The sequence below is a fragment of the Nonomuraea sp. NPDC049486 genome (genome assembly GCF_040676925.1).
Lineage (GTDB): Bacteria > Actinomycetota > Actinomycetes > Streptosporangiales > Streptosporangiaceae > Nonomuraea > Nonomuraea ferruginea.
Genome location: NZ_JBFAPV010000010.1, coordinates 283296 through 296588 on the forward strand (window position 1 = coordinate 283296; position 13293 = coordinate 296588).

At 66.5% G+C, this 13293-nt stretch carries 17 protein-coding genes; 9 read left to right on the forward strand and 8 right to left on the reverse strand.

Annotation, left to right across the window (positions count from 1 at the left end; translation table 11 throughout):
* Positions 1-21 precede the first annotated feature (21 nt).
* From AB0K05_RS28545 to AB0K05_RS28560, 4 genes are all read right to left on the reverse strand, one after another.
* Positions 22-1449 carry an FtsK/SpoIIIE domain-containing protein gene (locus tag AB0K05_RS28545; protein ID WP_271279244.1) on the reverse strand — a complete coding sequence of 476 codons (1428 nt, stop codon included), beginning with the start codon at positions 1447-1449 and terminating at the stop codon, positions 22-24.
* A gap of 86 nt (positions 1450-1535) precedes the next feature.
* Positions 1536-1850, reverse strand: coding sequence for a hypothetical protein (locus AB0K05_RS28550; RefSeq protein WP_271279243.1), 315 nt, complete (start codon positions 1848-1850; stop codon positions 1536-1538).
* Positions 1847-2113: a hypothetical protein gene (locus AB0K05_RS28555; protein WP_271279242.1), complete on the reverse strand. Its 267-nt coding sequence runs from the start codon at positions 2111-2113 to the stop codon at positions 1847-1849. Before AB0K05_RS28555 ends, AB0K05_RS28550 begins: the two co-directional genes overlap by 4 nt.
* Positions 2113-2526, reverse strand: a complete 414-nt coding sequence (locus AB0K05_RS28560; RefSeq protein WP_271279241.1) for a plasmid replication, integration and excision activator — start codon at positions 2524-2526, stop codon at positions 2113-2115. The genes AB0K05_RS28555 and AB0K05_RS28560 overlap by 1 nt, the downstream gene beginning before the upstream one ends.
* Positions 2527-2683: 157 nt before the next feature.
* Here AB0K05_RS28560 and AB0K05_RS28565 point away from each other — a divergent pair, with 157 nt between their 5' ends.
* A complete protein-coding gene (locus tag AB0K05_RS28565) occupies positions 2684-3064 on the forward strand; it encodes a hypothetical protein (RefSeq protein WP_364233071.1) in 381 nt (126 codons plus the stop codon).
* Here AB0K05_RS28565 and AB0K05_RS28570 read toward each other — a convergent pair.
* Complete coding sequence (locus AB0K05_RS28570; protein ID WP_271279239.1) at positions 3049-3780, reverse strand: GntR family transcriptional regulator; 732 nt, start codon at positions 3778-3780, stop codon at positions 3049-3051. The two genes, AB0K05_RS28565 and AB0K05_RS28570, sit on opposite strands and share 16 nt — an antisense overlap.
* A gap of 245 nt (positions 3781-4025) precedes the next feature.
* The gene (locus AB0K05_RS28575) at positions 4026-4307 is read right to left on the reverse strand and encodes a hypothetical protein (RefSeq protein WP_271279238.1); all 282 of its coding nucleotides are present in this window, start codon (positions 4305-4307) and stop codon (positions 4026-4028) included.
* 428 nt (positions 4308-4735) lie between these two features.
* Between AB0K05_RS28575 and AB0K05_RS28580 the strand changes: the two genes are divergently transcribed.
* The 7 genes from AB0K05_RS28580 to AB0K05_RS28610 all read left to right on the forward strand — a co-directional run bounded on the left by AB0K05_RS28580 (position 4736) and on the right by AB0K05_RS28610 (position 10644).
* Positions 4736-6091 (forward strand): hypothetical protein, encoded by a 1356-nt coding sequence (locus tag AB0K05_RS28580; RefSeq protein WP_271279237.1) that lies wholly within the window; start codon positions 4736-4738, stop codon positions 6089-6091.
* Between the two features lie 22 nt (positions 6092-6113).
* A complete protein-coding gene (locus AB0K05_RS28585) occupies positions 6114-6806 on the forward strand; it encodes a dihydrofolate reductase family protein (protein WP_271279236.1) in 693 nt (230 codons plus the stop codon).
* Complete coding sequence (locus AB0K05_RS28590; RefSeq protein ID WP_271279235.1) at positions 6803-7270, forward strand: deaminase; 468 nt, start codon at positions 6803-6805, stop codon at positions 7268-7270. Before AB0K05_RS28585 ends, AB0K05_RS28590 begins: the two co-directional genes overlap by 4 nt.
* 448 nt (positions 7271-7718) lie before the next feature.
* Positions 7719-8330: a hypothetical protein gene (locus tag AB0K05_RS28595; protein ID WP_271280414.1), complete on the forward strand. Its 612-nt coding sequence runs from the start codon at positions 7719-7721 to the stop codon at positions 8328-8330.
* Between the two features lie 428 nt (positions 8331-8758).
* Positions 8759-8956 (forward strand): DUF2283 domain-containing protein, encoded by a 198-nt coding sequence (locus tag AB0K05_RS28600; RefSeq protein WP_364233076.1) that lies wholly within the window; start codon positions 8759-8761, stop codon positions 8954-8956.
* 150 nt (positions 8957-9106) lie between these two features.
* The gene (locus tag AB0K05_RS28605) at positions 9107-10186 is read left to right on the forward strand and encodes a hypothetical protein (RefSeq protein WP_364233079.1); all 1080 of its coding nucleotides are present in this window, start codon (positions 9107-9109) and stop codon (positions 10184-10186) included.
* Between the two features lie 161 nt (positions 10187-10347).
* Positions 10348-10644, forward strand: a complete 297-nt coding sequence (locus AB0K05_RS28610) for an Imm8 family immunity protein (protein ID WP_364233081.1) — start codon at positions 10348-10350, stop codon at positions 10642-10644.
* Positions 10645-10729: 85 nt separating this feature from the next.
* Here AB0K05_RS28610 and AB0K05_RS28615 read toward each other — a convergent pair whose 3' ends face one another.
* The gene (locus AB0K05_RS28615; protein ID WP_364233084.1) at positions 10730-11551 is read right to left on the reverse strand and encodes a class I SAM-dependent methyltransferase; all 822 of its coding nucleotides are present in this window, start codon (positions 11549-11551) and stop codon (positions 10730-10732) included.
* A 97-nt stretch (positions 11552-11648) separates the two neighbouring features.
* Between AB0K05_RS28615 and AB0K05_RS28620 the strand changes: the two genes are divergently transcribed.
* Complete coding sequence (locus AB0K05_RS28620; RefSeq protein WP_364233086.1) at positions 11649-12251, forward strand: TetR/AcrR family transcriptional regulator; 603 nt, start codon at positions 11649-11651, stop codon at positions 12249-12251.
* 41 nt (positions 12252-12292) lie between these two features.
* Here AB0K05_RS28620 and AB0K05_RS28625 read toward each other — a convergent pair whose 3' ends face one another.
* Positions 12293-13189, reverse strand: a complete 897-nt coding sequence (locus AB0K05_RS28625; protein WP_271280418.1) for a hypothetical protein — start codon at positions 13187-13189, stop codon at positions 12293-12295.
* Positions 13190-13293: the final 104 nt, after the last annotated feature.

The window sequence follows — 13293 nt, forward strand, 5'->3', positions numbered from 1 at the left end:
CCTCCGACTCGGCGCAGCTCCTCATGCGGCGCTCCCGTACGGGGTGTAGGCGTTGACCATGGCGTGAATGTCGGCGTCGGAGACGTAGGCGGCGCGGACCCGGATGGGTTCGGGGCTGGCTTCCAGGCGGACGTAACCGACTCCCGCGCCTCGTTCGGGGACGGGTGAGATGCGATCGGCCAGCGCTCCCCGGTCGCGGGCACCGTCGCCGAGGACCATGTCGACCTGTTCGGACTCGTCCAGGCGGAGGGCGATCTTGTCGGGGAACAGGTTGCGGATGTTCATGACCTCTTTGCGCGGGTCCTGCAGCGCGGCCAGGACGCCGACGCCGACTGCGCGGCCCTGAGTGGTGAGGGTGGCGAGGGCGCAGGAGATGCGTTGCCGTAGCTGCCGGTCGGACTGGTAGGCGGTCAGGAACGCCACCTCGTCGACCAGGACCAGGACGAACGGAGCATCGATCGTGGGCGTGTGGGAGCGCTGGAGCCCGGCGAAACGGGCGGCTCGTTTCTGCATGACGGTGACGGCCTCGTCCAGCAGGTCGGCGCACTCCTCGGGAGTGGCTGCGTACCGTGTGCCGAAGAGTGCACGGCCGTAGGACAGTTCCATCAGTTTCGGGTCCAGCGCCCACAGCTCGACCAGGCCCACGCTGGCGGCGGGGAGCAGGGAGCGGATGACGGACCAGATGATCGACCCCTTGCCGGCCCCGGTCGCGCCCGCGACGAGAACGTGGGTTCCATGCACTTTGAGCCGCCACGGTCGCCCGTCTTCGCGGGTGCCGATCTCGATCGGTCCCACGGTCGGTTCGGTGGGGATGGACAGGGCCGGCAGGGGCTCAGAGAGTGGATCGCTGCGCGGGAAGGTCAGTGTCAGGTGTCCGGCCTGGGTTAGCGTCACCCGGCAGGATGTGGCGCCGAAGCCTTGGGCGAGATGGTCGGTGCGGTCGGTCCAGTCCTTGACCGGTTGGCCTTTGAGCATGCGCACGGTGACCTGGTCGGCCCAAGAGGTGCAGGTGACCTTGCCGAGCCGGGGCAGATAGTCACGGCCCCGGATGTGACGGCCGAGACCGGAGACGATCAGGACGGGTTGCCAGTGTCGCCGGTAGATCCAGGTGAGCCGCCACCAGGCCAGCAGCCGGTAGCCGATCAGGCGGTTGAAGGACGCCCGGTCGATGTACGCCCATGAGGCGAGGATCAGGATGACCGTGCCGAGCAGAGATGCTGCCATGGGCCAGCCGTAGACGTACCAGGTGGCGCCGAGGGCTACCGGGATGGTGGCCGCGATTGGGTGACGCCAGATCGTACGGACAAGCCCGGCGAGCATGCGCCAGGCCAGGATGACGATGGTGAGGATGGCGGGAGTCTTGACGACGGCCGGGCGGAAGACGACGGCCGTGTCGGGCGTGGTGGAGACGAGGTTACGCGCCTCGTCGCCAGGTAGCCGTTTGAACATAAGCTGGGAACCTCTCGTGATGGAGCGAGTCGTGGGAGAACCGAGGGGCCGCCGGGAGTTGCAGCTTCCAGCGGCCCCGCTTCGTGTCAGGCCGCCGTGTCGGTGGCGTCCTTGGCCGGCTGTTCGGCGTGCAGGCACTCGCAATCGGCCAGGTAGCGAGCGGCGGCGTTGAAGATCTCGCGGGCGATGGCCAGGTCGGTGTCGGTGACCGGCCCGGCTCCAGTGGTGGAGATGTGCACGTTGGCCTCGTGGGAGGCGAACTCCAGGTACGGCCGAGGGCTGCTGGTCAGCAGTCCGGCGCGGATCCGCAGGCGCGGGGTGTGGAAGGAGACTCCGACGTGCGGGTCGGAGTCGGGTCGCAGGGACACGGTGACGTAGGTGTAGGGCCGGTGCTCGCTCATGCCGCCACCCCGCGTCCGTCGGGCAGGCCGTAGAAGCTGCGCTCTAGGGAGCGGGCGAAGCGTTGGGCTTCGCGGGCGAGCTGGTGCGCGAACTCCAGGTCCTTCACTGTCACGGGGCCACTGGTGGTGACCAGGACGGAGGTGGCGCCGAAGTCGAGCGCCAGGACGGGCTCACGGCGGGCGAACGGGTGGTTGAGGGTGCGGGCGGCGTTGCCGGTGGTCAGCCGGATCACGCTGGTGCGAGGGGTACGGCGACGGGTCATCAGGCGGCGTCCTTTCCGGCCTTGGCCGGGGCGGTGGGCTGGTGGGGAGCGTGCATCTCCCGCACCTTGATGGAGTAGGCGAGGCGGCCGTTGCCGTTGACGTACGGCGTGACCGAGATGCCGTCGAACTCGACGGGCGTGAACGGAAGCCCCGGCATCGGGGATGGCGGCACCGGCTGGACCGGCGCGAGGATCTTGACCGCCACCGTCTTCTGCGCAGGCTTGAGGGCCGGGTCACCGTCCAGGACCGCGACCTGCCAGACCAGCTCACTGGTCTGCTTGTCGCGGGACTGCACGAAGCGGCCGTTGGTCGAGGCGTCGAAGTCCTTGACCGGCTCGACCTGGCCGACGACGTAGCAGCCGTGCGGGAAGACCATGGCGAAGGTGACGGGGATGGGACCTTGCAGAGCCATAACAGCTTTCCTTTCTTGGCTGACAGGCACTTAACCTGTCAAGTAATGAGACGATAACTCTGCGTAGCTTGCTAGGTCAAGTAGCTAAGCGAGTTGGAGTCCAAGCAACCAACTGATAGAAACGCCAGGCAGCATGATCACGGGAGGAGCGCCACCGATGTACGTGAGGTTCCAGAGCTCGGTAGCGAATGGGCGAGGGACGTACCCGGGCGTGTTCGGCCTCGTCAACGGCCTGGCCGCGCAGGGGCGTCTGTCCGACGCGGAAGAGCGGTTCAGGCGCGAGAACAACGCCTGGTACGAGGCGAACTTCACCAATCCTGTGACCGTGGACCCCACGGTCTACGACCGGAGCATCAACCCCAGGGCAGCGGCCTGGTTCAAGCTGTCAGCCGGTCATCTCATGCAGAGGATGTCCGGATACCTGTCGATCCTCGCCGCCCATGACGTGGAGTGCATGCGCCTCGAATCAACGGACCCCGGCAGGATCATCTACGAGGACAACGAACAGGTAGTCGTCGTTCCTCACGTGACCGGGTAGGCGTCCTCAAGTTCGTGCCGGTCAGCGGGAAGCAGCACCTCAACCACGACCAGTGGCCGGCTGGAAGCGTCCCGGACTGCCCCGAACACGGCCAGGAGCGGCACGTTCTTCGGCATGCCGAGTTGCTTGGCCTCCTGGGCGGTGGGCATGCGCGCGGTGATCTGCTCCACGATGTGATCGAAGCGCACCCCCTTGCGCGACGTCAGATGCTCCCGGATGCCCTCCCGCAACGGCTCACCACTGGTCAGGTCAGTGCCCTCCGACAGTTCCAAGGGCAACCACAGCGACACCAGCTCAGTCGGCTCACCGTCACGGACCACCAGGCGCCGACGCAGGAACGCCCTGCTCTTGGGCTGCATCTCCAGCAGCGACGCCACCCGGTTGGACGGTGCCACCGCACCCGCCTCCACCAGCTCGCCGGGAGTATCGGTCTCCGGGTTGGCCAGGTACGCCTGTCCGGGCCGGTTGGACTCCATCGACGCCATCGCGGGACGGCCACGTACGAAACGGCCTTTTCCCTGCTGGGAGTCGATCCAGCCCTGCTCACGCAGCACTCGCAGCGCGGCGACCACGGTAGGCCGGGACACACTGAACTCTTTGATGAGTTGGTGTTCACTGGGCAGGAGGGAGCCCGGTGGGTACGTTCCCGACTCGATACGCCGCTGAAGGGCCTGCACAAGCTGCGCATACTTCGGCGGTACGGACTCAAGCGACATTTTGACCGTCCAACACCCGACAGGTTGTTTTACCAAGTTTGAGCGTAACCTGGATCAGCCCGCTCCGTCCAAGCATTCCGCTGACGTGCGGGAAAAGGCCCGGCAGGCAGTCGCGGAGGAACGGGGGCGACCCTCCATGGGCATGGACTCGACCACCTGCCGGGCGATGAGACGCGACGAGGCTGGGAAGGACCGCCCCGTACCCCTCCGAACGGGGACTGACGCCACCTCGCCGCGCCGGCCTCTTACTTGGCGGCGCACTCCGCCAAGACGCTTGCCGCCCCCTCCACATCGCCGACCGGATGCCGCCTCTCGGCGCTCTGCCAGGAGAAGTACGCACCGCCGTACCCGACGAACACCCACACCGGCAGCCCCGGCTCGGGTCGGCGCACGATGAGCGCACTGTTGTCCGGCAGCAACTCGGCCTCGACGCCGAGGCTCGTGAGTCGCTCGCGCAACTGGGCCAGGGCGCGCCCGTCCCTCTGCTGCCCGAGCCCGTTCGTGGCCGCCAGCATGATCGGATTCATCTCTCGTTCCTTTCGGCCTGGCCTTCGCCGAGGCAGTCGAGACACTTGCGCTCCTCGATCTCTTCCGCCCCCTCTCCACCAGTGCCGATCAGGAGGGCGCGGCACGAGCCTTTGAGCTTGTAACCGCGTCCCCGGCACGCCGGGCAGGGGCCTGTCTCGCAGTTCTTCTCTGGCCGGGTCACCGTCGCCATCTCCTCGCGAGTCGTTTCCGGTACTCCCTACGGCGGAAGTCCGCTGCACTTACCTTGTTGATTGATGGCAAGTCCACCGGCAATGCAGAATGAGGGGACCTCCTTTCCAGGTCCCCCAGTAGCCCCCTTTAGCCGCTCCCATTCGAAAGAAGGCCGGATATGCCCAGAACGGGGATGAATGTTCGCCTTCACGAGTGGCGCCAGAAGGCCCGTTTGACGCGGGCCGAAATGGTAAAAATGATCAATCTCAGCAAAAGCGGGATCAAATACAAGCTGACTTGCGATGAGGAACGCCTACGCCGCTGGGAGGCGGGCGAGGTCGCATGGCCGCGAGAGCCGTACCGACTGGCGTTGACCGAGGTCACCCACCTTGACCCGGAGGACCTGGGGTTCGCCCCCGTCAAGCGAGGTCCCGCCAAGGCGGAAAACGAGCAATTGCCACATAGCTCATCTTTGGCGAGTATTGGCACCGACCTCGCAGCGCTGCGGGACAAAGGAGACTTCGAGCGGCAGTTGTCAGCACCTGCTGACGAGGGGACACTTGTCGTGCCGGGGCGTGCTCCCGATGGGAGGATCATCTTCTTGTCTGTATCCCGCCGCACATTCCTTCAGGGCCTGGGCGTCGGCCTCGCGGGAATCATGCCGTCAGAGAACACGTCGCTTCCCGTTTCACCAGCGCGACGACTTGCCACGGGCACAGGTGATCTCAGCCCCGTCGAGCACTTGCAGCAGGTACGCAAAGTCCTGATCGACAATGACAATCTGCTCGGCCCCCTGAACACGATCCCCGCCGTCCAGCAGCAGATCACCGCCATACATCAACTCCGCCAGGCGGCGCGAGGCACCGACCGGCACCAGCTGCTCAGACTGCAGGCCGAATACTGCGAATTCTGCGGATGGCTTCACCACGACGCGGGCGACTTCCACGCCGCCCAGTACTGGGCAGACCGCGCGCTGGAACTGTCACATGCCATCGCCGATCGAGACATGACCACGTTCATCCTGGCGCGCAAAAGTCAGCTCGCCGGCGACATGGGAGACGCGGTCACCGCCATCGACCTGGCCGAGGCCGCAAGCACCCTCGCCCGCCCAGGCAGCAAACTCGAAGCACTCGCCCCCACCTACGGCGGATTCGGGCACGCCCTGCGCAACGACGGCAACACCGCCAGGCGCGAACTCGACCGCGCCCACGAACTCCTCCTCAACGTCACCGACGACCCCAACTCCCCATGGGGCGTATGGCTGGATGAGCCCTACCTACAAGCCCAGCGCGCACGGAGCAACGCCGAACTCGGCAGGTTCAGCGAAGCCGTCGAAGGCTTCCAGTACGCGACAGCCGCCGTCCCGCCATCCTTCCGCCGTGATCTCGGCGTCTACCTGTCACGGGAATCGATCGCCCACGCGGGAGCGGGAGAGCCCGAACAAGCCGCCAACGTCGCCATGTCCGCGCTGTGCATCGCCGAGGACACCGGATCAGCCCGCATCATCAACGAGCTCCTCAAGCTGGACCAGCAGCTCCAGCCCTGGCGCAGCGCACCCCTCGTTGCCGAACTGCACACCGCGCTGAGAGGTACGGTGTTGCGGCAAGCATGATCACGGTTCCCTGGAAGGTCTCATGCGACGCCCCTACGTCCTGCTGAGCTGCGCGATGTCCGTTGACGGCTACATCGACGACACCACGCCGGAACGGCTCCTGCTCTCCAACGCCCCCGACTTCGACCGCGTCGACCAGGTCAGAGCCGACAGCGACGCCATCCTCATCGGCGCCACCACGATGCGCCGCGACAACCCCCGCCTCCTGGTCAACTCCGAAACCCGGCGAGCCCAACGAGCCGCCCAAGGCCTGCCCCTGTACCCGCTCAAGGTCACCGTCACCAACAGCGGAGACCTCGACCCGGACCTTAAGTTCTGGCACCACGGCGGCGAAAAGATCGTCTACTGCCCCGACTCGGTCGTCTCCAAGCTCCGCGAGTCACTGCGCGACCTGGCCACCATCGTCGGCCTCGGCCCCACTATGGACCTCGCACAGATGCTGGACGATCTCGGCCGACGCGGCATCGGACGCCTCATGGTCGAAGGCGGCGCCACCATCCACACCCAGTTCCTCACCCAGGGACTCGCCGACGAGATCCACCTCGCCATCGCGCCCATCTTCGTCGGCGACGCAGGCGCCCCCCGCTTCGTCAACCCCGGCGACTTCCCCGGAGGCACCGGCCACCGCATGACCCTCGCCGAAACCCGCACCGTGGACGACGTCGTACTGCTGCGGTACCTCCCCAAACGGGCATCGGGTAGTACCACCTCATGACCGCCACCCCAGACGACCGCCGATGGCTGCTCACCGCCATCGATCTCTCCCGCCTCTGCCCACCCTCGGACACGGCTTTCTCCGTCGGCGCGGTGATCGTGGACGAGTACGGCAACGAACTCAGCCGCGGCTACTCCCGCGAAACCGACGAGCACGTACACGCTGAAGAGGCCGCCCTGGCCAAACTCCCCGCTGGCGACCCCCGCCTCAATAAGGCCACCCTCTACAGCACCCTGGAGCCCTGCAACAAACGACGCTCACGCCCCAGAACCTGCACTCAACTCATCCTTCAAGCAGGCATCCCCCGCGTGGTGATCGCCTGGACAGAACCCCCCACCTTCGTCACCGACGCCAACGGCACAGAAACCCTCACCGCCCACGGCGTCACCGTGATCACACTCCCCGAACTCGCCGAAGCGGCCCGATCAGTCAACACGCACTTGATCGACCCACCCTCAGCCTGAAAGGCCCAGCCAGCGGCTGACACGACGTGTTGCCGAAGCGGTATTGGGTGCCTGGAGAACTTGCCGAGTTGTTCTTTTAGGGATCAAGCGGCGGCGCGGCGCGCCGCCGTACCCCCGGCCCTCCGCCCGCCCGCCGTCCGGGCGTGCGGCCTGGGGGCCGGTCCCGGACGGCGGCGGGACACCGGGCCGGCCACCGCACGCCAGCACCGCCGTACTGACCCGAACGCTCCGACCGGGGTTGCCGCGCCGCCGCACAGATGCAGCCCTACGATCGCCACTGCATGGCTGGACGCCGTACGTGCTTGGGGGCGATCGACGATCCAGGGTTCGTTCCTCACCCTGGCTCACCGAGCAACGTGGCTGATCGCGGTTCGGCGGCGGACGGCGCGCGGATGCGCAAAGATCCTTGAGCGTGGCTCATGGCGGTGTCAGCTGAGAGGAAACGTCCGTGATCGACTCTACTTACAGCAAGTGGTTTCGCCTGCACACTCAGCTGGTCGTCGACTTGACGTGGTGTTCTGCCACCAAGATTGACGACGTCCTGGCTGCGTATGGCATCTCACCCGAGAGCACTCAGCCAGCGCGCTTCCTCGCAGACGACGTCGACATGCTCATCGGGCGCCTCGGCAATGGCACCGTCATCATGGACTACCGCGTCGATTCTGTCACCGAGGGTGCTCTTCCCATTCTGGCGCAGTATGGCCCCTGCCTGAGCGCTGTATGGATCGATGAAGCCCCAGCCTTGGTCTCTTATCGGACGGAAAGTGGCCTGGTGGTCAAGTTCGACATGCTGGACTGGAGCTGGTATCCAGTTCCTGATCTCGCCAGCGTCGAGCAATGGATCGCCGCAAGCCCAGCGGGTCGGGAGACCTGGGAGAACAGTTGCGGTCTCGCCACGCTCATCACCGCCGAAGCGCTATGCCAGGCTGTGGTCGACGACGAATGGATGCGATCCGTACACACTGGCGTCACCTCACCGGATCCACTGGTGCAGGAGATGCCGTCAGCCCCACGCTCTCTCAGCTCGATCATCGAAAAATACGGTGACCGCGCACCATAGAACAGAGGTCCGGCAGAACAGACCCCGTGACCGCACACGTGATCGCCGTGCCATTAAGGGTGATCAACAGAGGTCAGTCACGGTCACTGGCGGACTGCCGTCGCCCAGGGCGAGGCCGTGGTAATCGAAGATCAGACCGGTTGGCAAGCAGGTGATCCACCGAGGTTTCTGGGAGCCACTTTGGGAGCCACCCAAGTGGACGATCACGAACTGCAGCGGACAGAGGCGAACGGTGAGGATGCCGCCAGACGAGGTGGCGGACGTCTGCGAACGCCAGTGAAGATCCTTTGGGGACCTTGTAAACAGAAGGTTTGGGGTTCGATTCCCCACGTCGGCTCTTCACAACGAAGCCTCTGAACTGGTGTCTCCGGTTCAGGGGCTTTGTGTTTGTCAGGACAATTCTCGCGATCTTGCTAACAGGAGACTCCGTGACCCTGGAAGGGCATTCCGGTACGTGGACCTACGATCCCCAGGCGGAGGCCGCGTACATCTACCTGCGGGGTACGATCGCGCCCGGTGGCGTGGCGCGGACGGTCACGGTGGACAGTCCCATGGTGAACTTCGACCTGGACGAGAGCGGCCGGGTGATCGGTATCGAGATCCTGGCCGCGTGGCCAGGAGAATAGGAAAAGGGCCGTACCGAGCTGGGAGGGCTGCTCGACAGTGCCACTACCAGCGCAAATCCAGCCCTATGATCGCGAACTGTCGCCGGAGTATTAGGGTGGTCCCCGACCTAACGGGGGTTGCAGAGGACCACGGAAACGACGGGAGTCGCAGTGCAGCGCGTCAGCCGACGGGTCAGTACCATCGCCGGGGCGGGCGTTCTCGCTTTGCTCCTGACCGGCTGCGGAGGCTCCGATACCAGCAAGAACGTCAGCGGTGACAAGCCGGAGGCGGACCAGCAGGCCGCGTCCACGGCTACGCCGCTGACACTCGACACCGCACCGCGGCGAGCGCACTACACCGACCGCGGCAAGAAGGCGCACGAGCTGACGCTCCACCCGACCCTGCTCGAGCTCGGCTCGGCCGAAGACCTCAAGGACGTGCGGCTCGACGACGACGTACGTGGGATGGTGCCGCACTACCTCACTGTGTCGATCACCAACACCGGATCTGGTGAGGTCAAGAGCGCTCAGGTGGTCAACAACTTCCGTCTGGCGCTCGCGGATGGTACCGCCGGCGAGCGCGTCTCGTTCTTCAGCAGCAACCCCCTGGCCTCGCCCGGCAGCGGCCCGCTGGAGACGTGCAACGGCACGAAGGCTCCGAGTGCCTTGGCAGCAGGCCAGGCGGCGACCGAGTGCCGGGTCGTGATGCTTCCCAAGGACACCCAGCCCGCCACCGTCTCCTACAGCGACGACTCCGGCATCCAGATGTGGAAGGTCGAGGGCGGCGACACCGGCAGCAGCGTGCTGCCCTCGGACAAGCCGGCCGAGGTGACGTGGAAGGACGCGCGAGACAAGGAGGTGCCGCTGACCGTCACGCCGAAGAGCGTGCGCAAGGCCGGCCCCGACGCGCTCGCCGATTACAACCTGAACGCCAGGCAGAAGGCCGCCACGGCGTACTTCGTCACGCTCCAGTACCGCAACAACGGCACCTCCAAGCTGTACCCGAGCATGGACAGGGCGGTCTTCCTGCGCACCGCGAGCGGCCAGACCCTGCGCCCGCTCACCCTCATCGCGATCGGCAGCAACGGCCCCAAGGGCTGCGAATCATCCGTGCCCTACGGCATGGTTCAGCCCGGCAAGAGTGTCCGGCAGTGCGGCGTCTACCTCGTCAGCAAGGGCGACAAGCCCGTCGCCGTCACCTTCTCCTCCACCGCCGACGGAGCCGAGCCCGTGACCTGGAAGGCCTCCTGACGTCGACGATCCGTGCTTCGTTCCTCAGCCGTAGGTCAACGCCTATTTGAGTCAAGATCCCTGCTACTCCCAAGGTGACGGCCCACTTGTTAGGCGATCATGGGACTGTGAGAGTACGGCTAGGAGAGTTTCGTTGGGTAGATCTTGAGGCGGGGCGGAGGATGGACGATCCGGCCCATGCCTGCGAACTCCTGGAAATGTATGTCGGTCCTCAGGGTGAGCTGGGCGAGGAGCGATTTCAACTCACCGTCTGCACCCCTTCGGCCCTCACAGAGCAACTCCGTCATCGCCCCTTTCTCATCGGTCGGCACTGGCTCTTCGTTGCCGAACTTCATCCCGACAAGGTGACCGAGTGGCTGAGCGATCGCACTGCCGCACTGGAGGCCCCTACATGGGGTGAGCTGGCAGAGAAGATCGCCCGGATCGGAGAGTGGGAGTACGAGAATTACACCGGCTGAGGAGTGGCGTTCCAGCTCAGTCTTGGGAGCCACCGGGGTCGCGTGTGCCGCTCCCGGCCCACGCGTCCTCCGAGTGGTGGGCGACTCAGGTGTTCAGTGATGCGGTGATCGCCATCGTGGTATAGGCCATGGTGAAGCTGCCACCGATCGCGTCGATGGCGGCCCCGACGCCCTCCAGCACCTCGGCCAGCTTGTCTGGCGGGAGTCGGGTGAGCGCGCCGGTGGTGGGCAGCAGGTCGAGCCAATCGTCGCGGCTGTAGTACTGCTCCCAGTCGAATCGCCACTGCTCCGGCTCGCCGAACCCGGCCGTCTTGCGGATGCCGTCGGCGAACGTGGCGAACATCGCCTGGTAGATGTCCTGGGCCGGCCTCGGCGATCCGGCGCTGAGCGGCGAGTCGGGCGCCACCTTCTGGAAGACGGTGGCGAACGCCTCCGCGACGAAGGGCGGCGGGTCGTACGCGTGCGCGAACACCGCCAGCAGGCCGCCGGGACGCAGCACCTGCGCCGCCTTGGCCGGGCCCGCGACGGGGTCCACCCAGTGCCAGGACTGCCCGGCGACCACCGCGTCGAAGGTGCGACCGGCGGCGTCCCAGTCCTCGAACGTCGCCGTCTCGACCTCGACCCCGGTGCGGCGGGCGAACTCGGCCATCCGGACGTCCGGCTCGACACCCAGCACCTTGCACCCGGCCGCCAGGAACTGGCGGGCTTCTATGCCGGTGCCGCAGCCGACGTCGACGATGTCGGGGCCAGGGCTGGCGGTGATGATTCGCTGCACCAGGGCGTCGGGATAGTCGGGCCGGGCCCGGTCGTAGCGTTCGGTGTCGACCCCGAACGACTCCGCCATCTGCCTGGCCTTATGGGGCTCGTTCCGCGGAGGCTCTGGTTGCTCCTGCGCTAGAGTGGGCATGTGCCCACAATAGTGGGCGCATGCCCACTCATCAACCCGCGCACGGTTCGCGGTGAGCGAAGGGCGGGCGGAGGCGGGTAAGAAGGAGGAACGGGCGATGCCGACTGGAGTGGCCCTCCGGGATGTGCGGCAGCAGTTGTTCGACGCCGCCGAACGCGTCCTGCTCCGGGACGGGGCGAACGACCTGACCAGCCGGGCGGTCACGGCGGAGGCGGGCGTCGCCAAGGGCGTCCTGCACCGGCACTTCGAGGACTTCGACGCCTTCCTCGCCGAACTCGTGCGGGACCGCATCGCCCGGCTCGAGAGCCAGGCCGACGCCCTTCGCGGCTCCGCCGGGACCGGCGACGTCGCCGGCAACCTGACCGGGGCGCTTGTCGACCTGTTCGACTCGGTCGCCGTGGCGATCGTCGCTCTCGTCATCTTCCGGGACGAGTTGCGTGCCCGGCTGCGTCAGGCCCGTTCGGCTCCCGGTGTTCCGGTCTTGACGGATGCTGCAGCCATGATCGCCGCCTACCTGAACGAGGAGTGCGAACTGGGCCGCATCGCGGCGGACGCCGATGTGGAGGCGCTGGCGCTTTCCCTGATCGGGGCCGGGCACATGTTGTTCGCCGGCCGGGAGGGGGTCCCGCCGGAGCCTGAGGAAGTCGGCAAGGTCGTGAACGCCGTCATCGCCGATGTCGTGCAAAGACGACTGCTATGAGCTGATGTCCTGCGAAGACGGACTTCACGTTGGCTCCGGTGTTAGATCCTCCGATCAGGGCCTGGCCGCGTTGCCAGGACCGTGGCGGTGGCCAGGGCGGTGAGCGCTGCCAGGAGGGCGGCGGCGGTCAGGGTCAGGGCGTCGGGGTGGATCAGGGGCTGGGCGCGTAGGGCCTGCCAGGTGACCAGGGCGATCAGGCCGGTGTAGCTCGTGGCGAGCACGGCGATCAGGCGGGTGCGGGTCCGGTCGTCGCGTAAGCGGGGATAGCGAGCCGCCAGTGCCGCCAGGAGCAGAGCGGCGATCAGCATGACCTGCAGGCCGTGCATGCCGACGAAATGAGGGACCCGCAGGTCGCCGCCGGTGGTGCTCCACTGCGTCAGGGGAAGGCCGGGGCCGCCGTCGGGGACGCCCACGCTGTGACCGCTGCTCAGGGATACCCGCTGGCCGCTGGTGGTCAGGGCGGTCTCCGCCTTGCCCTGGATGGGGATGAGGAAGCCCAGGGCCATGCCGGCGACGGCCAGGGCCAGGCCTGTGTGGATCGCCCGGCTCATGGCGCGGTCGGCGTGGACGCGCTGGAAGGCCAGGATGATCGCGAGCGCGAGGTTGGCCAGCATGATGAGGAGCACGGCATTGCCGAAGACGACCAGCATGATCTTCTCGGCCGGTGCGGTGGACTTGTGGAAGTGGCTGAAGGTACCGCGGGCGGCCTGGACGGCGACGATGACGGTGTCGACGAACCCGGTGACGGCGAAGACGGTGGCCAGGCCGGAGGTCCACTTCCTGCCCCGGTGAGGCAGGGACAGCATCCAGGCCAGGGTGGTTCCGTAGACGGCCATCGACACGGCGAACTTGAACGGCTTGAGCCAGACGGGGGCGCCGAGAAGCACCCGGTCGTCGAGCACGAGCCCGATCGTCGAGACGACCAGCAGAAGCAGCATCGAGGCGACCATCAGCATCAGCGGTCGATGCCACTGCATCACCCGGCGAAGGGGCGTACCAAGGACCGTGGACACGGAACCTCCTGGGGGGCGACGGATTCATG